Annotated in this window: 16 protein-coding genes; 5 read left to right on the top strand and 11 right to left on the bottom strand. The window is 35.5% G+C overall.

Annotated elements, in window-relative coordinates; genetic code table 11:
- Positions 1 to 248 precede the first annotated feature (248 nt).
- From SVZ03_06970 to SVZ03_06955, 4 genes are all read right to left on the bottom strand, one after another.
- Positions 249 to 2,303 (bottom strand): (Fe-S)-binding protein, encoded by a 2,055-nt coding sequence (locus SVZ03_06970; protein ID MDY6933950.1) that lies wholly within the window; start codon positions 2,301 to 2,303, stop codon positions 249 to 251.
- A gap of 37 nt (positions 2,304 to 2,340) precedes the next feature.
- Complete coding sequence (locus SVZ03_06965) at positions 2,341 to 2,763, bottom strand: recombinase family protein (protein MDY6933949.1); 423 nt, start codon at positions 2,761 to 2,763, stop codon at positions 2,341 to 2,343.
- Positions 2,764 to 3,379: 616 nt separating this feature from the next.
- Positions 3,380 to 4,804: a sigma-54 dependent transcriptional regulator gene (locus SVZ03_06960; GenBank protein MDY6933948.1), complete on the bottom strand. Its 1,425-nt coding sequence runs from the start codon at positions 4,802 to 4,804 to the stop codon at positions 3,380 to 3,382.
- The gene (locus SVZ03_06955) at positions 4,804 to 6,183 is read right to left on the bottom strand and encodes an ATP-binding protein (protein MDY6933947.1); all 1,380 of its coding nucleotides are present in this window, start codon (positions 6,181 to 6,183) and stop codon (positions 4,804 to 4,806) included. The genes SVZ03_06960 and SVZ03_06955 overlap by 1 nt, the downstream gene beginning before the upstream one ends.
- 751 nt (positions 6,184 to 6,934) lie before the next feature.
- Here SVZ03_06955 and SVZ03_06950 point away from each other — a divergent pair.
- From SVZ03_06950 to SVZ03_06935, 4 genes are all read left to right on the top strand, one after another.
- Positions 6,935 to 8,476, top strand: a complete 1,542-nt coding sequence (locus SVZ03_06950) for a mucoidy inhibitor MuiA family protein (protein ID MDY6933946.1) — start codon at positions 6,935 to 6,937, stop codon at positions 8,474 to 8,476.
- Positions 8,473 to 10,125: a mucoidy inhibitor MuiA family protein gene (locus tag SVZ03_06945; GenBank protein ID MDY6933945.1), complete on the top strand. Its 1,653-nt coding sequence runs from the start codon at positions 8,473 to 8,475 to the stop codon at positions 10,123 to 10,125. Before SVZ03_06950 ends, SVZ03_06945 begins: the two co-directional genes overlap by 4 nt.
- Positions 10,126 to 10,428: 303 nt before the next feature.
- The gene (locus tag SVZ03_06940) at positions 10,429 to 10,632 is read left to right on the top strand and encodes a hypothetical protein (GenBank protein ID MDY6933944.1); all 204 of its coding nucleotides are present in this window, start codon (positions 10,429 to 10,431) and stop codon (positions 10,630 to 10,632) included.
- Positions 10,629 to 10,913 carry a HEAT repeat domain-containing protein gene (locus SVZ03_06935; GenBank protein ID MDY6933943.1) on the top strand — a complete coding sequence of 95 codons (285 nt, stop codon included), beginning with the start codon at positions 10,629 to 10,631 and terminating at the stop codon, positions 10,911 to 10,913. Before SVZ03_06940 ends, SVZ03_06935 begins: the two co-directional genes overlap by 4 nt.
- A 167-nt stretch (positions 10,914 to 11,080) precedes the next feature.
- On the opposite strand, the gene SVZ03_06930 is transcribed toward SVZ03_06935, so the two are convergent.
- Genes SVZ03_06930 through SVZ03_06920 form a run of 3 tightly spaced genes read right to left on the bottom strand, consistent with a single transcriptional unit; the run spans position 11,081 to position 13,099 of the window.
- Positions 11,081 to 11,998: an SdiA-regulated domain-containing protein gene (locus SVZ03_06930; protein MDY6933942.1), complete on the bottom strand. Its 918-nt coding sequence runs from the start codon at positions 11,996 to 11,998 to the stop codon at positions 11,081 to 11,083.
- Between the two features lie 16 nt (positions 11,999 to 12,014).
- Entirely contained in the window at positions 12,015 to 12,947 is a 933-nt protein-coding gene (locus tag SVZ03_06925; GenBank protein MDY6933941.1) for a site-2 protease family protein, read from the bottom strand.
- A 5-nt stretch (positions 12,948 to 12,952) separates the two neighbouring features.
- The gene (locus tag SVZ03_06920) at positions 12,953 to 13,099 is read right to left on the bottom strand and encodes a hypothetical protein (GenBank protein MDY6933940.1); all 147 of its coding nucleotides are present in this window, start codon (positions 13,097 to 13,099) and stop codon (positions 12,953 to 12,955) included.
- Between the two features lie 195 nt (positions 13,100 to 13,294).
- On the opposite strand from SVZ03_06920, the gene SVZ03_06915 reads away from it, so the two are divergent.
- Positions 13,295 to 14,353, top strand: a complete 1,059-nt coding sequence (locus SVZ03_06915) for a hypothetical protein (GenBank protein MDY6933939.1) — start codon at positions 13,295 to 13,297, stop codon at positions 14,351 to 14,353.
- 57 nt (positions 14,354 to 14,410) lie between these two features.
- Here SVZ03_06915 and SVZ03_06910 read toward each other — a convergent pair whose 3' ends face one another.
- From SVZ03_06910 to SVZ03_06895, 4 genes are all read right to left on the bottom strand, one after another.
- On the bottom strand, positions 14,411 to 14,932 hold the full coding sequence (locus tag SVZ03_06910) for a cyclic nucleotide-binding domain-containing protein (protein ID MDY6933938.1): 522 nt from the start codon (positions 14,930 to 14,932) through the stop codon (positions 14,411 to 14,413).
- Positions 14,919 to 16,211 (bottom strand): ion channel, encoded by a 1,293-nt coding sequence (locus SVZ03_06905; GenBank protein MDY6933937.1) that lies wholly within the window; start codon positions 16,209 to 16,211, stop codon positions 14,919 to 14,921. Before SVZ03_06905 ends, SVZ03_06910 begins: the two co-directional genes overlap by 14 nt.
- A 258-nt stretch (positions 16,212 to 16,469) precedes the next feature.
- Positions 16,470 to 18,305 carry a sigma 54-interacting transcriptional regulator gene (locus SVZ03_06900; GenBank protein MDY6933936.1) on the bottom strand — a complete coding sequence of 612 codons (1,836 nt, stop codon included), beginning with the start codon at positions 18,303 to 18,305 and terminating at the stop codon, positions 16,470 to 16,472.
- Positions 18,302 to 20,926, bottom strand: a complete 2,625-nt coding sequence (locus tag SVZ03_06895) for an ATP-binding protein (GenBank protein ID MDY6933935.1) — start codon at positions 20,924 to 20,926, stop codon at positions 18,302 to 18,304. Before SVZ03_06895 ends, SVZ03_06900 begins: the two co-directional genes overlap by 4 nt.
- Between the last annotated feature and the right edge of the window lie 288 nt (positions 20,927 to 21,214).

Raw genomic sequence — 21,214 nt, 5'->3', positions numbered from 1 at the left:
AATATAGAATCCGTCATCTTATTATTTATTATTTTTTCAATATCAATAATACTTGCTTAATCTTTAATTACCACTTTTATTCGTTATATAAGGTGACTATCTCCTAGCTCATTATCTAATATTAGGCTAGGAGATGCCACCTAATTTCCATCATTGAATGGGACATTCCCATCAATGATTATTTATCCGTTTATTAGCAATAATCTAACCTTCATCATCTAAAATTTTAAACAATTGAGGTTATACTTTTACGATACTTTTTTTATTTCTGGCAAAGGCATTGGCATTATTTTCTCATCTTCCTCCTTTCCCATTGCAGTTACAACAAGTGTTGCGATATCGACAACGCTAAGATTATTATCAAGGTCGTTCATCTTTACCGCGTCCTCAAGCATTTGTTTGCAAAATATACACGCGGTGGCTATTGTATCGACATTATGATCATATGCTTCGTTTACCCTTTCAATATTTATACGCGACTTAGATCCTATTTCCATATCAAGATCCATCCAGAAATGACCTCCACCTCCACCACAACAGTAACTTTTTTGCTTTGAATTCTTAAATTCTGTTATCTTCAATCCATCAATTGATGATAATACTTTTCTAGGCTCATCATATATATCATTGTATCGTCCCAAATAACAGGGATCGTGATATGAAACTTTGGCATCAATTTCGTTAACAAGATTAATTTTTTTATCACGCAATAAATTATATATAAATGTTGTGTGATGCTCGACATCGAAGTTTGCACCAAACTGCGGATATTCATTTTTGAAATTGTTGTAGCAATGGGGACAGATAACAAGCATTTTATTAAATTTTCTGGAATTGATTAATTCGATCTGTTCCTTAACAATCATCTGGAATGTTGCTTCATCACCTAGAACCCGAGCAGGATCACCACAGCATTTCTCATCTCCACCCAAAACGCCATAGGACATGTTGACAGTTTCGAGTATCCGCCGTAAATCCTGTATAACTTGATGCTTTGTTGAATCAAATGCACAGCAACATCCTATCCATAATAAAACATCCACCTCATCCCCTTCACGCACAATGGGCATATTTTCGGATATCATCCATTGCACCCTGTCATCCTGCGGCCCAAAGGGATTACCCCTCATTTGCAAATCCTTCAGAGCACGAGCTGCATCCGCGGGAAGAGCGCCTTTCATTGCAACTTCTGCTCTTCGTAATTCCATAAACAAATCAATATGTTCAATATAAGCAGGACAATTTTCTTCACATGCACGGCATGTTCTGCAGAGCCAAATATCATTTTCGGTAATTGCAGAGCCGATTAATTCCTTTCCATTACTATCTTTTTCTCTTACTGCTTCCCGCAGGGAACGTATGACTTTTTTGGGGGATAATATTTGATTTGTATTATAGGATGGGCAGAGGCTCTCGCATCTTCCGCATTCGATACATGCGTCTAGGTCAAGCCGCTGCTTCCATGTAAAATCGGATGTTGTTGCGTTGCCGATCTCGAATTCCTCATCATCCCCCATTTGTTCAAATTTTTCTTCGATATCAAATCTTGAAAGGGATCCCTTTGGTTTCAGGGATGAAAAGAAAATGTTTGCAGGAATCAGAAAAGCATGTTTTAATCGCGAATAGGTATAAACAAACATCAAACCTACAGACATCACGAATATCTCTGTAATCCATAATGCCTGGAATATTGACTGTATGTTACTCTTCGGGATTGAGGAAAACATAAAAGATGCTAAATATCCAAATGGTGAATACCAAACAAATTCCCCATGTCCCTCATAATATATTTTCATCCCGCTTAGGAGTATGCTTATAAAAACCATCATTCCCACATATCCAAAAAATAAAATATCAAATTTATTGCCAGTATTTTCGAGATAAGCTGGTTTCAGGATAAATCTTCTTATTAGCATAATGACAAATCCTGAAAGCATAAAAAAACCGGCAATAAATTGGATAGGGGGAATAATCTTACCGATTATTCCTACCTCTGCATTTATGGGTGTATTTGCGCTTATCGCTTCAATAAACTTGGTACCCACGAGCAGAATGAAGGAATATAGAATGAAAACATGAAATATGGTCGCATATTTATTCCCTCTCATTCTTTTTAACAAAAAGATTTCCTCTAATACCAATTTAACTCTTTTAAAAATATTATTAAATCTTGATTTATCTTCCTTGCCTGCAATGTATAGTGATATGTTGTTTTTATACATATTGTAGATAAAAAACACTGCTGTACATATCAAAATTATATACATTGGCGTAGGAATGCGAAGTGTTAGTGAATGATCCATTATAGCCTCCATGTTGATTTATTAACTTGCATTTCCCCTAAGCACCTTTCTTATAGACTTTATTCATGGGTAAATTCAATTCAATTTGTTCGTCCTTCCTTTTATAGTAATAATGTCGCACTTTTTGCGATGTGCAGTCCCACATAGTTAATGCAGATACAATTTTTATTCCAATCTTATAGAGTTCATCAAGACAAGTCACTACCTCTCCATATTTTCTTGAGAAGCACCATACACGTTCAACGATTACTGTATCAATTTCGCCAGCCATCTGTAATATTTTTTTTACTTCAGCTCTGTCAAGAATAGCTTCTGGAATACTGTCATCTTCTTCAAGAATACCAATGAGATTGACATTATTTAATTTTGCATATTGGATTATTTTTTCCTTCTGCTCTTCTTTTGTGATTACTTCACCTGTTGATGTACAAATATCTTTTACATAACCTATTGCCTTCATAGCAGCCTCCTTGTAAAATTTTTGATGAATCAATCATCTGACAATATATATAGCAATCTATATGCCAAATCGTAATTTTTTTTGTAATTTATTTTACTATGGTTGATTTATTTGATTTAAGATATGGTCAGCATTATCAAGGTAGTTTTATATATAAATTTTAATGTTTGAAATAGAGGAATTTGTTAAGAATTTTGATATTATATTGCGTTACATGCAAAATAAGGAGCATTAGTGAGGATTTGTTGGGTGTTATTTCAATAATAATTAGCCTGAAACTGTTTGAAAAGCTACAATTTTATAAAAATAACACCCTTAGGAAATTATTATGAATTCAATTTTACTCAGTATAGATGAAAATGGCATTTATTCTAGGCTTGGGAATGTATAGTGTATTATACAGATGTATAGGTCGATATACACTTGAACACTAATCCAGATAAATATGATGAATTAACGATCTTCAAAACTTGAGTTGAGGATTCAATCTATGTAGGTGTTTATGTGGGAGTAAGAGTAAATCCTTATATCATTCATAATTCTTTTATGATATTGATGGGAGTTCGTATTAATTTCTATACTTCATTCAATTATTCATTAGTAACTGTTTAGGGATTTACTCTTTAACAATATTATGTTTCTTCAACAAGGTGTAGAGATTTGGTCGAAGGATTCCTGTTATTTCAGCAGCTTTTGTTATATTCCATCCTGTTTTATGTAAGGCATTAAGTAAAAATTTTTTTTCTACATTATCAATTATTTCACCTTGAATCTTATTTTTTAATTTTTTTAACTCCTTATATGTCGTAGGCATAGTCAAACCCACATCTCCAATTTTATATACATTTGAAATGTTATTAACTGTTTTCTCCCCCATAATAGATGTAACATCATGTTCGTTGATAATTTGTGTTCCTGACAATATAACAAGCCTTTCAATAATATTCTTCAATTCCCGTATATTTCCTGGCCAACTATAGTTAATGAGAATTTCTAGAGCAGCATCATTGATTCCCTTAATATCCTTATGCATTCTATGAGAAAATTTTTTGATAAAATAATCACATAAAAGAGGAATATCCCCCTTTCTTTCCCTCAGGGATGGGATTAATATTGCAAAGACATCAAGCCGATAATAGAGATCTTCTCTGAACTTTCCCTCTTTTATCAATTCTTCCAGATCTCTGTTCGTTGCGGATATAAATCGAATATTCAGTTTTTTACTCTTCGTATCACCAACCCTTTTAAATTCCCTTTCCTGAAGGATCCTGAGTAATTTTGCCTGAACTTCAAGCGAAATATTGGTGATTTCATCAAGAAAAATTGTGCCTCCATCTGCAATCTCAAAAAGCCCTTCCCTTGAAGTTGCTGCACCGGTAAACGCACCTTTAACATAACCAAATAACTCGCTTTCAACAAGTGATTGAGCAAGGGATGCACAATCGATAACAACAAATTTTTTATCAGACCGTATACTTCTCTTATATATTGCACGGGCAATCAATTCCTTTCCGGTTCCACTTTCACCAAATATTAATACATCTGTATCGGTTGGAGCGACCTTTTCTACAAGTGCAAAAACTCTTTTTATTGCTTCGCTTTCACCAACAATAGTGTCTAACTCGTAACTCTTTTGTAATTCTTCATTTAAGTATTTAACCTCGAGTAATATTTTAATATTTTCGACAGCTCTTTTCACGACTTCACTGAGTTCATCAGGTGTAAATGGTTTTCTAACATAGTCATAAGCACCAAGCTTCATCGATTGCACGGCAGTGTCTATTGTAGCAAAACCAGTTATAACAATTACAATTAATTCAGGATATTTTTCCTTTAATTGTTTTAATACCTCTAATCCATCCATATGAGGTAGTTTCAAATCAAGAAGTACAATATCGCAATGTTCCTTATTTATATGCTGTAATGCATTGATTGGATCGGTAAAAGTTTTTACACAATGCCCATCATCTGTAAGTATCTCTTGACAACTCTCACATATATGTACTTCATCATCAATTACAATAATTTTTGCGACAAACATTAATCATTAACCTCATGGTTCACTAATAATTTTATTATAAATGTGGTCCCCTTACCCTTTTCACTATTAACATCAATAATCCCATCATGCTTTTGAATAATGCCATGTGCAACAGCGAGACCTAATCCAGTTCCCTTATCTTTTGTAGTAAAAAAGGGATTGAAAATTTTTCCCATATTTTCTTCTGAAATTCCATATCCATTATCAATAAATTCAATTACAACATACTTCCTATTTACAGTCAACCTTGTTACAATGGTAAGCCTTCCTCCATCCGGCATAGCCTCTATAGCATTGGTAATAATATTAATAATAACCTCAAGTATTTGATTTGAATCAATAAGTATTTCAGGTAGATCATCGGATACTTTTTTTTGAATATCAATCTTCGAATCATATAGTTGTATATGCAATAATGCTTTTTCAATTAATCCATTAATATTACTTCTTTTTAATTGGGGTTCATTCATTCCTGCAAAGTTCAGAAGGTCTCTAATAATATTTCTACAACGGGTTGTTTCATTTACAATCACCTCAAGCTTCTTTTTTGTGTTTTCATCTGTGGTCTTTTTCAATGAAAGAAGTGAAAATGTTAAAATTGTGGTTAAAGGATTATTTATTTGATGAGCGACACCAGTCGCCAGATTTCCAACAGCAGCTAGTTTTTCAGATTTGATTAAATTCTCCTGTATTTCCTTTAACTCTTCATTTTTCCGTTCTAACTCATTTTTCAAATCAATAATATCATTCCTTCTCTTTCTTAGCTTAGAGGTTATTGATGTTGTCATATAGACAGATAAATACATAGTAGTCGCAAAAACAAAAAATATGCTTATGCAATAATATTTATTTTTATAAAGAGGGGCCTCATTTATTATACCAAGAGAAAAATGAGGAATTATTTCATATGATTCAAGAACAGTGTTTGTAGCAAACAAAATTATAGCGATGCTTGCCTGATAATAGGCCTGTTTAGTTGAAAGGAGAATGCTGGAAATGAGTATATGAAAAATATAATAAAAACTAAATGGATTTTCTACTCCACCTGAAAAATGAATTATTAGAGTAAGAATAAATAGATCAACAATGATCTGAATAGTTGCGAATCGAATAGATGCTTTAACTCCAATGGTATCAATTCTTTTTTTAAAAAAAAGAAGTGAATACAGAGAAAAAACTATATTATAGATAATCATTATAAAAATTATAAAAAAAAGCTTGAAAACTGGTAATTCTATTTTCAATATTTGTGTTGCGAAAAGGATCGTGCATATAGCCCCAAATATTGCTAGCCATCGTAGAAAGATGAACCAGTCTACCCGATCCTTTATTTCCCATTCTTCAAAGGACAATTCGGTATATAGTTTTTCGTTTTTCAAATGAAATCACCTTCATATAAATATCTGCTATATAGATCACTACTCTTATTAAATTACATATATATTGAATCTGAACTGTATCTGAATTGTCAACACCAAAATACCAATTAGGTCTCAGCATTATTTTTTAGCAGTTTGTGTCCCTTCAATTTGATTTATTATCTTAAGATTATATCTAATCCGTTTTGATGAGTATTTCGTTCCCTTCCTGCTCTAATTCTGGTAAATTTTTTATCCTGACTTATATACTTTTACCCAGGTATTTTATGTTATAATCAATGGTTGTAAATTATTGGATATATTATATCTTAGAAGAAAATATATATAAAGCTACTTTCTATAAAATACTAATTTTAGATAATACCTTCAAAGCTCAATGTTCGCATTTTTAATGCTTTAATTGACGGCAGTTCATTGAAAACTGAATTTCGATTTGATAACTTCTATTGGTATTTTATTGTATCATTCCAAATTTTTCAGCATCACTGATAATTTAATTTATAATATATAGTATCTTAGCCATAATGTCTTTATTTTTAAGATTGATTTTTATCATAGATGTCTATTTTTTTCTTTACTTCGGAAGATCCAGTATATATTGGGTTCCGGCTTTGCCGGGGTAGGAACTAACAATTAGGAGATGAATCTGAAAATTTGTCCTTCTGCGAATATAAATTAAAATATTTGATAAATAAATTCTGATATTCATTTAATACTTGCAATTTAGGAAAATTTTTTTATACATATCATTATGAATGAGAAGAAAAGTAATATAATTGAAGCTACGGTCTATCCAGACAGGGCTCTCGTTAGTAGAGAGATAGAAATTCAGGTAACGCCTGATACAAAGGAGATTCTTTTTGATAATCTGCCTTCAGGTATATATCGTAACACAATAAGAATTTCCGGCAAGGGCAATGCCGAGATCCGTATAGAGGGCATTGATATCAGGGATGAATACCTTGAAATCTTAAAGGATGAGGAGATAATCAAGCAGGAAAAGGAGTTGGAGGAGCTTCAGGATAAACTTTCATGGATAAATTCCAGCATTGATTCTTTTAACATGGAGAAGGAGATTATAAAAGGTGTACAGAATCTATCATCCTCGCGCTTTGCCACAGAATTCTATTTTAGGAAGACTGACATGAGTGATATTTCGAACATTTTTAACTTCATCAAATCTAATATTGAAAGAATTGATATGACAATCATGGATTTGGAAGATAAAAAATTTGAGATAGAAAAGGAAATAGCAAGGGCCAAAGCGGAATTGTCCAGAAAGAGCAGCATGAGAAGCAAGGAAGTAGTGAACTGCTATATCTCTCTTGATGTGAAGAAGCCCGGTAAATTCTCTTTTTACCTAACCTATGTTATTGGCAATGCTTCTTGGTCTTCTGTTTATGATGCCAGGCTTAATATTACCGAAAAAGAGATTGAGATATTCTATTATGGCCGTGTCTCTCAATCTACAGGTGAGAATTGGGAGGATGTGAAGCTCTTCCTCTCCACAGCCCGGCCGGAGGTATCAGCAACTTTGCCTGAATTAAAGCCGTGGTTTATCGACTTTGGATATATGGATTATGATGACAGGGTACAAAAGAGCGCTCCCTATGGGGCTGCTGCTCCTGAGCCAATAGGAGAAGAATCGGAGATTATATCAGCATCGCTCAATAAGGGACTTAGCGTTACATTCGGCATTAAGGACAGCCAGAAACTTCCTCCAGATGGCACGGAAAAGAAGGTCTTGATAGCTAAGCAGCGCTTCCCTGTTGAGCTGTATTACCGCGCTTTCCCAGAAATGATAGAATCCGTATTCATTCGCGGCATGTTTGAGAACACAACAGAATATCCCCTGCTGGCAGGATCTGTCAAAGTTTATCATAATCAGGACTATATTGGAGATAGTTTTCTGGAAACTACTGTTCCATCGGAGAAAGCAAAGCTCTCACTTGGATCTGATGATTCAATTAAGGTTAAGCGTGAATTGCTGAAGCATTTTACTCAGCAAAAGGGCGTTATGAAGGGATTAACTCGCACGATTTTTAGATATACTATTACCCTTGAGAACTATAAAGAGGAAGAAGTTAAGGTTGCCATTGAGGAGAGGGTACCAATATCGCAAAACAAGGAATTGAAGGTGCAGCTTACAGAGGTTACGGATAGCATCAATCCTGACTACAAGGGAGTGCTTATCTGGAATGTAGATATTGACTCGCAGGATAAGAAGAAATTGAACCTGGAATATTACGTGGAATATCCTGTAGACAAATCAATTGTGGGTCTTAACATATGAGCATTGAAACCAAAAACATAATAATGCGGGTTTGTGTATATTCAGACAGGGCAATGATAACAAGAGAAGTGAAGCTAAAGAATCTTACAGGAGAGCAGACTTACAGCTTTAGCGACCTCACACCATCCCTGCTCAGAGATTCAATAAGGGTTAAGGGAGCCGGAGAGATGGTGCTCCTTGATAATAATCTCTGCGATATCGCGCTCAGGGACACGAATATTGAAGAGCTTAATAGAATTGAAAATGAGATATACAGGATTGAGAGAGAGTTGGAATTTGTAAGCAGAGAAATTGAGAAGTTAGAGATCCTTATATCCTATTTAAACTGCCTTAATTTTAATGAGGATATCGCTGATCCTAAGGATTTAAATTTTGAAAAGGCCAGTTCTGCAGATTACCAGGAGTTTATTGAATATTACGGGAAAGAATCAAAGGCATTTAGGAATGATAGGCTGGCTCTTGAGGTTAAAAGAAGAGAACTTAAAAAAAAGAGCAAAAACCTCTATTATTATGCGGACAAGCTCAAGGAAGCATCTGGCAGGACATCTGTTGAATGTTGTGTCAGCTTCAGGATGAAGTCATCAGGAGACGCATATATTCGTCTTTCATATGTTGTGCCCAGCGCATCCTGGTCTCCGCTTTACGACGGGCGGCTTATCTATAAAGAGAGACAATTTGAGCTTGTGAGCTACGCGGAGGTTACACAGATGACAGGCGAGGACTGGGATAATGTTGGGCTTGATCTTTCAACAGCAAACCCGAGTTCAGGAGCACATCTGCCTGACCCTGAGCCATGGTATATTAATTTGTATGAATCGCCGCCTCCTATTCAGGTGCCGGCAATGAGATCAGCATCCGTATCAAAGAAGTCAAAGAGACATGAAGATAAATATCCTGAAGAGGAATATGAAGATGAGATAGAGATGATGGAAGACGCAGCAGAGATGTCGGTGGCTGAACCTGATATGAGCAGCGAGGTCGCTGAGGTTACTGATAAGACTTTCGCGGTATCAAAGGTAAAGACATCAGGGTTGAACGTTACCTTTGCCTGCGGTGCTTCTCAGAATATTCCGACCGACGGCACGGCCAGGAAGGTCTTTATCACCATGGAACGCTTTCCAGTTGAATATGAATACATCGTCATGCCTGCAATCCAGGAGGCTGCCTATCTTCGGATCATTATGGAGAACACATGCGATTATCCCCTGCTTTCTGGACCTGTAAAGGTTTTTCGTGATTTTGATTATACAGGAGATTCACAGATTAAGACCATCGTCCCTGGTGAGAAGTTAAAACTCTATATGGGCACTGACGACTGCATCCGTGTAAAAAGGGAACTGGTCAACCAGCTAAAGGGTAAAAAAGGACTAACTGGCAAGGATACAAGCATAGAGTTTACCTATAAGATTACAATAGAATCTTTTAAGGATGAAAAAGAAACCATTAAGCTTTTTGAGCGGATTCCTGTAAGCAAGAATAAAGAGATTGAAGTAAAAGTAACCAAAGGAAACGATTTCCAAGAACCTGATGAATGGGGTATTATAAAAAAGGAGTTTGATATCAAGCCAGGTGAAAAGATGGAATTCATATATTCATTCACTGTCAGGCATCCTGCAGATGAAGAGATCGCGGGATTGTATAGAGTATAGTCGATCTTAACTAATCTGATTTAGAATATTTTCATTATATTTATTGGGTTGAGATTGAAGAGCCTTACGTGCATGGCTGTACAATTACCCCAATCTCATGTAATGCAAAGTACACCCTATAAAAGGTATGGTTAGGACTCTGATGCTGATCGGGATTTGTGTGCTAAATGCCCCTTTAGCATCACTCTGGGTGAGCCTGTATAAAACATCACGCGGTCGATGTTCGTGTCGGATAGAGTTTCGTAAGGCAATAATACTTTATAACTGAAATATAATGTCCATACTTAATCTAGGTAGTTTACCATGAATATGATGTCCAGATTTTATGCGGAGATATTTAGGAGAGTATACGAATTTATATTTTTTATAATGCTGCTAATAATTTTTACTTCGGGTTCATGCAAGTCTGTGTCAACAGAAGATTCATCCCAAAGGAGCATTCCTGATATTATAAATGAGTTTGTGGCTGGCCATAAGGATTACAGAATAGCGATCCCAAAGGTATAACGCGCCTGATCGAATCATTCCATGATTATAATAATGGAGTTTCCTCTCATTCAAAAGAGGCTATAGGAAGGATAGGGATAGTGGCGCTTCCACACTTGATTACGGGGCTAAGGCACGAGCATCATGCTGTGCGCTATGGATGGTCTGAGGCCCTAGGCAATCTTGGCTGGCAGGCGATGAAGGCAGTGCCTATGTTGAAGAAGATAGCTAAGAATGATAAGAATCCATATGTACGCAAGCAGGCAAAGGGAGCGATACAGATGATTACCAATGATTATTAGGGGAGGTCTTATTGCAATAATAGTGAAGTTGTATATTATTCAATTATGAAAGATTTTTTTTATAATTCAACATATCTATCAATCTCTGGTTTTTTACAAGCGTCACAAAAATGAATAATAGGCGATTCCCTATCGCAATCCCTTAAGGATTTAGCGAAAAGTGTAAATTAAAAGTTGCGCGGGCGTTTTAGAATAATGAGAATCCCGTTCTCTCCATAATCCTTGCCGCTGATCTTTTTCCCATTACTATCGAGCAGTAGGAGAATCTGTTTGCTGTTAATCCAAATACCTTCAACAAAACCATAACCCTTTCTTGAGGAGTAGAGTCCCTTAGTTATATTCGAATAATCAAGAGTATCATCAATTTTTTTATTGTAAGGATTCATCTTAATAATCTTTTTGTCCTTTCTATGTATAAGATAGAGATATCTATCATAGAAGCAAATGTCTGAAATATCAAAATCAGATATGCCGGTTTGAAGTGTCATTGATATGTGAGAATGCGTAATTAAGCGCTTCCCATGTCTTTGCAAGAGATAAAGGATAGAGTCATCTCTCTCATTGGCAATTATGAATACTTTTTTCTTTTGATCATATGCAATTCCTTCAAATCCAGCGTTCGCATCATTGGAGAAGGATATGCCCTTATTCTTGTTATATTGATGGATGTCGTGTGTTATATGTTCAACCCTTCCATCTGAATTGATCTTATAGATAAACCTATCTCTTTCATCAATACAATAAAAACTGTTATGTATTGAAACAATACCCTCAAGATCGAGTTTGTGCCACTTCTCGATTGAAATTATATCATTATGATTGATAATTAGATAGGTTTGCGCATTACAGAATCCCTCATTAAAGACGAGTTCATAGATAGCGCTATTTTCTCTGTTATCGCTAACAAAGAAAATTCTACCTTTATTGATAGTAATACCAGATGGCTCAAGGTTATTATTGGAGAAATTGAACCTGATTGGATAAGTAATTCCAATTTCAATAATAAATTGCTTGGATAGGAGTGATGAATGTGGATACAAGAAAAATAATATGAGTAGAGGAATTATTGGGTTATTTTTTTTCAATACCTTTTTTCTCCTGTTATATCAATTTAACAGGAACGGGTATAAATGTAGTGATTAAAATTGCAATACAACCCCATCCGATAATCTTTTCTCCAAGGGATAAACTCATATCATCCTCAATGGGCGGATGACCAATCATCAGGAAAAAGAGGGATATGATTATCCAAAGTATCCAACCCGGCCAGATGAAGCTGAGAATAATAAGACCAAAAAATGTTATCCATCCAAAGAATAGTTGTTTTCTCCCTATTAGCGCATAAAGGATGTGACTTCCATCCAGTTGTCCCATTGGCATCAGGTTCAGACTGGTAACCAAAAAACCAATCCATCCTGCCCATGCATAGGAGGAGAGGTATATGTCGTATCCAGCGGGTATCTCTCCATGGATCATTCTAGTAATAAAGGAGAATAGAATAGAATCACCGAATATGGGAATTAAGCCGTTTCCAACTGCTGGAAGCGGTTTGATATCGGAGAGATATATACCGATTACTGTTGCGGCTATGCTCAAAATAAAGCCGACAATAGGGCCAAGAGCCCCAATATATAGCAATGCCCTCTTTTCCTTAATTGGTGATTTTATCTTTATTACAGCGCCCATTGTGCCAATAATAGAAGGGAAGGGAATGAAGTAGGGTAGTGTTGCTTTCACTCCAAAATGCCTTGCTGCCAAATAATGGCCCATCTCATGGGAAAGAAGGATTAACATTATGGTAATAGAGAAGGGCAGACCTGATACTATGATGTCCCAGATGTTGTTGGCTGACTGAGAACCCGCTATAGTAGTTGTCGCAATAGTAATAATAAAGAGCAAGATGTGAATCGAGAGCGGTGAATTTTTGCTCTCCTTATGTGACGTCTGCCTAGTCCTGCGCGATTCTAGGGCTTCAGGATTCATGTTTAGCAATGATAGATATGCAGAAAAAAATGCTATAATTTTTTTTATCATAATAACTATTTAAAGCACCCAAGTTGGCAACCTGTAATCTTGATCTTGAGTTCGTCAAGAGTCTTACCAACAACTATAGGTTTAATATTCATTTTTTCTGCAATTTCAAAGGCCTCTTTGCAGGTCATCTTACCGTTCTTCGATCGGTTCATGATTGTTTCTGATAATTTATCCATAATTAACCCCATAAAGTATTGTATAATCGTGAATGAGTATAGTTAGAATCTATTGAGAAATACAAATCGGTTCAAAAATGCTTGTCAAGAAATATAAAAATTCTTCTACTTAAAATAATCGTCTTAATTGTCCTTCAATTTAATTAAAACTTAATGAGGGGGTATGGCATAATGAGTTGGTCAATGTCAGCGGTTAGCTACAGGATGGCAGGTACTGGAAGCTGGAAAGATCTGTTTATAGATGAGTCATCCCAACAATTATATTCAGAAATTTATCCACTCGGCGTTCCTATGAGTTGGTTCGACGATCGACTTCGCGGTCTAATAAATTCATGGCAGCAGTCGAATATAGTTAGCTTAGATGATCAGAATATTGTGCCTATTGGACCTATAATTACAAACGATGATATCGGTATCCTCAATTCCTGGTTTCGGGATATATCAGACTCTATGTGTGATGCTATATTGTATAGGATATCTGAATACAAATCTTTGGCATTGAGAATGGCTGGTGATAAATCATCAATAAAGCAGGATGTAGAGAACATAATGACTATTCAAATATGCGCTCAAACGTTAGACTCAGGGGTATTCTCCCTATTGCGAAAGGGATTGATAGGAAGTTATCCATCGCGAGGTTTTGCTGGTAATTTCTTCTTTTGGGGTTATGCCTTTGACACTGGTCCCAGAAGGATTTTCGGCTTCACCACATATAGAAGTTTGGGTGGATTGATGCTTCATGTGATACGTTCGCACGACCTTAATCGTAAAAGGATTAAAGATCTTCTTAATGAGCATAATGCCATGGAAATACTTGAGGAAGTTTTCAATATCATAGAAGCGAGTGGCAATGCAGCAACATGGGAGTATCTGTATTCAAAGATATCAGGGGAAGTGGTAGAATCTCTCATAGATGTTAATATATTGAAGCCCGATGACCCTCCCCGATTTGCAATTCCTAATTTTTGCACATCTAATATTTACATGAAGCATATAATCCAACTCAATCGAGAAGTATCTGAAAAGATATTTAACAATATTGTTAATAGAATTAATGAACTCAAATCTCTCGTAAGTATGTGTTCCTTCTCTCAATGTTTCTGGCCTGACATACTTTGCATGCTCTTTCACCTTGCCTATTCATATGCAGCGGATAAGCTCGTGGAGATGGGTAAGCTTCCTGACTTTCCCAAAAGCGCGGGTGGGGAATGGGGTATCTGGATGTCCTAATGCATGTTAGGGAAATATGATGATTCGTGGCATTATTTCAATTGTCGGTGATTAACTCTATTCATAACCTGCTATCTCCTCCACAAGCGCTGAGAATAGGGTTATTACATCAGCATTGGTCTTTCTCAGTTTAGAACTTAGTTGACCGGCAATTGCTCTTGTGATATTGAGCCCAATCTCAGGATGCTCATTGCCAAATTTGATAAAAGCATCCCTATTTATTACAAGACATTCACAATCAGTATTAGCAGTGACTGTGGCAGACCTTTTGTCATTATCTATAAGGGCAAGTTCTCCAACACATATCCCTTCCATCTCTGAATTCAGAGTTGTTACTGTGTATTCTTCATTCTGAAGGGTTCTCTTAACAATGTCGATCTCTCCTCTATAAATAATAAATAATTCATCGCCATAGTCAGACTCTTTTATAATAATGGTGCCCTTTTTAAACCTTCTCCTAGTGCACAATTTGGCGATCATATTTATTACTTCATCATCTTCAGAGTATATCCTGAAAAAGGATACTTCTTTAAGTTTATTTATTATGCTGTTTTCTATAATTCCTTTAGGTTGTGACATCTTGAGTTACATCCGAACTATATTTCTTATAGCTTTTATCTCTACCATCAATAATAATAGCCTTAGAGTATTTTTTAATTAGATAATCAGCCTGAGGATTTATCACAGGCAAATTTGGCAAGAGAGACTTTACCATTTTCAGATTATCAACGAGTTTTGAAATATCGGGTGTTTTCTGGGCTTCCTGTAGCGCTTCCCTCTTTCTCATGAAGAAATTACCTGTATTTTCAAGAATTCCAATTAGTATTGATCTATCCTTCCCAATATAATAATTGAAGAGATCGCTGAATGATTTACCTATGAAGTCCTTAGGAATATCTATTGTGTTAATTGTAACCTCTGCATTTACATTAAGAAGTTCGCTGATTACATGAGAGATGCCGCTACCGGCTGAGGCATTGGCTATAAGAGATTTATTATAATCACTCGAAAGAATAACCTCGTCACAGTTTGAGAAGCGTAGATATCTTTCAAACTTGGAATCTATCAACTCAGCGCATGTATATATTGATTTAGATATAGATTTAATAGTAATTATGGCCATAACAGTCCTTGAGTCTACCTCCTGAATCGATCCCTGAATCAGTCTGTCTGCTAGAACAAGCACACTCCTTGCTTTCTTCAAATTAGCTCGTTCTAGAATCCTTTCATCAATATAATCACCATATATGAAATTTATGTATTTTAGTTCTCTATCCATTTTAAGATTTTCAATGAGTTCTGGTTCAGCAGTATTTATTAAGACAATATCAGTTGCTAAGTAGGATTTATTCTTCTCCATTATATCCTTGAGAAAGGAACCCATGTCCCTCTTCCAACCACAGATGATAAAATGATTTTTTAGCTTTAATTCATTCAATCCTTTACCTTCCTTTGTCTGTTTTTCGACTAGTACGGATGCTATGTTACCTGTTATAACCCCGACTAGGGCAACGCCAAAAAACATCAAGAGTATGCCAACAATCCTGCCAATAGTGGACTTTGGAAAGTAGTCTCCATATCCAACAGTAGTGGATGTAACCAGAGCCCACCAGATTGAATCAGGAATTGTTCGTATATTACTAGATTTATCATCATCCTCTATTCTTTGCCCATCTTCGACTATATATGTAATATATTCCTTTTCTATATAATATATGGCCACAGAAAAGGTTAGAAGAATAATAAAACCTATATAAATAAGTTTAAATACAAAATTTCCTCTTATGATATGTATGAACTGACGTATTGTTCTATACTCAATTAGGTTTATAATTCTATTAAATATTTTCGATATCATAAAAAATATAGATGTTTTGCATAACCATGAATATACATTTGTTATCACAAATATCGGTGAGATTCGGGGAATCCTGTATAATAAAATAAAGGAGCAAACTTACAATTTATGATAGGTTGATTTATGGCCGGTCGCTATTGGATCAATTCATTCCTTATGATTGCTTCAATATAAACGTAAAGTGATCATGAATGGGTGGATATGTTGATTAAAATAGTTTGGGAGGGTGTTAGATGAAATATCATAGTAAAAAAGATATCACTCCAACGATAAGGGATCATTCAACAGATGCATATTCCTTTCCAAAACCTTTCGTACCCTTCCTCGATAATTTTTATTATCTTCAGGTGTTTCCTTATATATCTTTTGGGCTATTTTTGAGATGTTTTTATTAAAATTTTTATAGCTTTCCAGAACTGCCATATCCTCATATTCTCGTAGCATGTTCGGCACATTTCCATTATAATAATCAACTAAATCCTTTAGCAGATGATCAACATTAATCCTATCCTTTTTATATTTCATGAAACCGCTTTTCACAATGTCAACGGATATTACATTATTATTGTTCCTCCTTGCTATTATCTCAAGTTTCGTTAAGATGTTTCTAAGCTCCCTAATATTTCCAGGCCAATCATATTTTTTTAAAAGCTGGAGGGCGTATTTTTCTATTTCTATTAAGCTGTTTTGTTTTAAGGATACAAAATGTCTAATTAAAAGATCAATATCCATTTCACCGCGCTCCCTTAATGGCGGCAATTCTATCTGAAATACATTTATTCGATACAATAGATCCTGACGAAATTTCCCCTCTTCAGCCAATTTAAAGAGATCAACATTAGTAGCGCATATCAATCTGAAGTCCACCTCTCTCTCTTTATTGCTTCCCAGAGGATATATCTTTTTTTCCTCCAGAACCTTTAACAGCTTCGCCTGCTGCTCCAGAGAGATGTTCTCAACTTCATCTAAAAATAGTGTGCCCTTGTCTGCTAATTCAATCTTTCCTTTTCGCTGATCTACTGCTCCTGTAAATGCCCCCTTAACATATCCAAAGAGTTCACTCTCAAAAATAGATTCCGGTATGGAACCACAATCAACCTCAACAAAGGGGGAATCCCTGCGTGAACTTGCCACATGGATTGCTGATGATACAACCTCTTTACCTGTTCCTGTTTTTCCATATATTAGAACAGGCACTTCCTCATCCGCAACCTCAATTATCTCTTCTCGAATATCCCTTATGGACCTGCATTCTCCAATGATATCAATAACCCTGTATCTAAATGACTTTTTATGAATATTGTTATCCTTTATATTCTTTTGAATTAGCTCTTCAATCACATTGGCAATCATCTCTAGGGTATCAAAAATCTTTATGGATTTTTCCAAAAAGTTATAAGCGCCGAGTTTAAGACATTCTATTGCTGTTGACATCTCCCCCCATCCGGTGAGCATTATTACAGGAACATCTTCATCATTGGACATCAATTCTTTTAGAAGTTTAATACCAGCAAGTTCATCGTTATTCATCTCATCTCGAATATCTAAAAAGATGCAATCATATTTATTGCTATCAATTATATCCCTTGCTAAATTAAAATCATTCGATACGTCTATCCTGTATCTCTTTCCAAAATGGAACTTTATTGCATCAGTAAATTCAATGTTATCATCAATAAATAAGATGTTAAAATCAACCCTTGAGCTTTGATCTCTTTCACCCTCTTTGCTCCTCGCATCTATTGCCTTCTCTATTAAGCTATTTATTTTGGTATCATCAATTTCTGTTTTATCAACACAATCCAGCGCGCCGAGTCTAAAACAATCAACTGCTTGAGTGATATCCTCTTTTGTCCCGGTCATAATTACTGGAATTTCAATTGCAGAGGCCTTAATGATCTTAAGTAATTCAATACCCGTATTGTTATTATTACTATCCCTTATGGAAGCTATTATTATATCAATGCCATTTCGTAATATATTTTCCTTTGTCAATACTAAAGAATCAGCAATAATTACTTCATGTTTTTCTCTAATGTAATCAGATAGCATACAGGCAAATTCATTTCTATCATCAAATATCAATATATTCATACAAAATCCCCATCTGTAGGTAAGGTTATAGCAAATTTTGTAAATTTACCTACTTTACTATCTACCTCAATTGTTCCCTTATGGCAATCCTCAATTATCCATCGTGTTATAAATAACCCAAGACCAACTCCTTTATCGCTCCCATTATCCTTATGGCTATAGAACATATCATAAATTTTCTTTCTTGCTTCTTCTGGTATTCCAGGGCCGTTATCTTCAATGGTTAATAATAAATCCTCCCCAGAAAATGATGCATTAATAATTATCTTCTTATCATTTTTATTTTCCCCTATAGTGTTAAGGGCATGGACAGCATTATTTAATAAATTTTCCAAGGCTATTTGAATCTGCTCAGAATTTATTTTTATCTCCCTTGTGCTGTCGAGATCAAGGTTGGTCTCCAGTGTAATATTATTATCAATGAATATTTCTTTAAAATCATTCAATATATCTTCAAGAATATATTTGATCTTATTATAGATTTTATCGCTCCGTTTCCCAAAGTTCCTTTTGATCTCTTCCTTCATTATCTCAAATCTCTCAAGGCTCCCCTCACATTTTGCAATGGTTTCCCTTGCAAAGTCTAAATCATCTTTATCCATCAATACATTGTTTACCTCAATCTCTTCTATCAATCTACTGCCCACCATTATCATCTTTGCAAATGGCCATAATTCATGAAATATTTTATGTCCGAAATTTGAAACCAGAATTGATGAATCCTCTAATGTTTGCTTTAGTATCCTATTGGCCTCTATCAATCTGTCTCTTAGAATTTTCAGTTCTATCTGAGAATCGACCCTGGCTAAAAGCTCCTTAGGATTAAAGGGTTTAACAATATAATCATTGGCGCCCTTCTTAATACCCTTAACTTTCATTGGTATATCAGCCTTGGCTGTAAGGAGAATTATTGGCAGACCCTCTAATCTGGATATGGATCTTATAGCCTCTGTTAATTCATAACCATCCATCTCAGGCATCATAATATCCGCTATAACCAGATCAGGTTTAAGATCTCCCTTGGAGAGCTTTTGTAATGCTTCCTTTCCGTTTATGGCGCTGAAAACGTTATATTCACGGTTAAGTAGAGTATGCAAAAATTTCAGCATATCTAGGCTGTCATCAACAATTAAAATTGTTCTCTTTTTTTTCGGTTGATATGCTTTGTCATCTTTTATAAGAGAGGGTGATCCCATCACATCACCCCTGTCCTCCCACAGATAGGGATTTATCTCACCAATTATATTGTGGTTATTGTTGGAAATAAATGAGCCATTCCCATCAGAGGAATCATTATGGTCTATGTCTGGGGAATTCAATATAGGCATGGAAATGGTAAAGACTGAGCCCTTACCGAGTTCACTCTCCACTTCAATTGTGCCTTTGTGTAGTTCTATGATCTCCTTTGCAAATGATAGACCTATTCCAGTGCCGCTATATTGACGAGAGAGAGAGGAATCAACCTGACTGAATCGTTCGAAGATTGTATTGAGTTTATCCCTCGGTATCCCAATCCCAGTATCTTTTATAGAGATGTTAAACTTATCTTTATTTCCATCTAATTGCACATCTATGAGGCCGCCGGCTGGTGTGAATTTTAAGGCGTTTGAGATTAGATTAAAAACAGCTTTCTCAAATAGATTTTGATCTACCCATGTAATTACACCATCAGTATTATCTACAAATTTTATTGTAAGACCTATATTCTCTGCTGTTGAGATAACGCTTGAGCTATAGTGCCTAATAAGTTTTGAAATATCTGACTTCCTTCTCTTCAGTGACATCTTGCCAGCTTCGATCTTTGAGAAATCAAGCAGATTATTGATAAGTTTGAGTAACCTGATCCCATTTTCATATACTGAGTTAAGGATATCATCGTCATTTTTTAGATTATTCCCATAATCACCCTGTATGATCGCTTCTATGGGTGATAGAATAAGGGTAAGCGGTGTTCTTAGTTCATGAGAAATATTAGCAAAAAAATTTGTCTTTGCGATATCAAGATCCTTCAGCTTTTTATTAGCCTCAGCCAGTTCTGATGTTCTCTCGGCTACCTTTTTTTCCAGATTCGCATATAGCGAAGCATTCTCAAGGGCAATAGCAGCCTGATTTGCAAAAGCCTCAAATAGTTCAATATCATCCTGATCATCAAAGTATTCTTTTTTTATAGGATTTATAGCCTGGATTACACCCAACAATTTATCCTTGTATAAGAGTGGCGCGCATAGAATTGATTTTGAGATGTAGCCAGTCTGTTTATCATAGGAGGGGTCAAATCTTTCGTCATTATAGACATCGTTAATATAGATAATCTTTTTATTCTTAGCTACCCAACCTGCAATCCCTTGCCCGATCTTCACCCTGCTCTTCTCTTGTAATTCCCGTCCTGCCTTAGCAAGCACAACCTTGAAGACAAGATCGCCGGTTTCTTCTTCATATAAAAAGAGGGTGCTCGTATCAGTCTCCATAATCTCTTTGATCATCTCCATTATTGTAATAAGGAGATTGTTAATATCGAGGGTAGAGTTTATTATATTAGTAATCTCAACGAGCCTTCTCATATTGTTGAGCTTATTTGATGTACCTATTTTGTCAGATAGATTAGTATTTTTCTTTTCCATAGGATAAATTTGTTAATATTTAATTCAAGATGTCAAGTTTGTCTTATAAATTTAATGTAATTATTGTATCTCTTAAATTGGTAGCAGGTAATTGCCTCCAGTTTCTGGGATTACGGCATTTCCCTCGCCCATTATTGAGAAGTATGCACTAAATTTCACTAGTAAAGAAACCGCAGCTGGAAAATCCAGCTGCGGTTTAACGATGGTGGTTTTATATGATCGATCGATTATCTGACAACATACTCTTCGAGTGTAGGTATTTCAGAACCAGAAACAACTACTCTTAGC

This window comes from Spirochaetota bacterium (assembly GCA_034190085.1).
Classification (GTDB): domain Bacteria; phylum Spirochaetota; class UBA4802; order UBA4802; family JAFGDQ01; genus JAXHTS01.
This window is presented reverse-complemented; position numbering and strand designations above follow the sequence as displayed.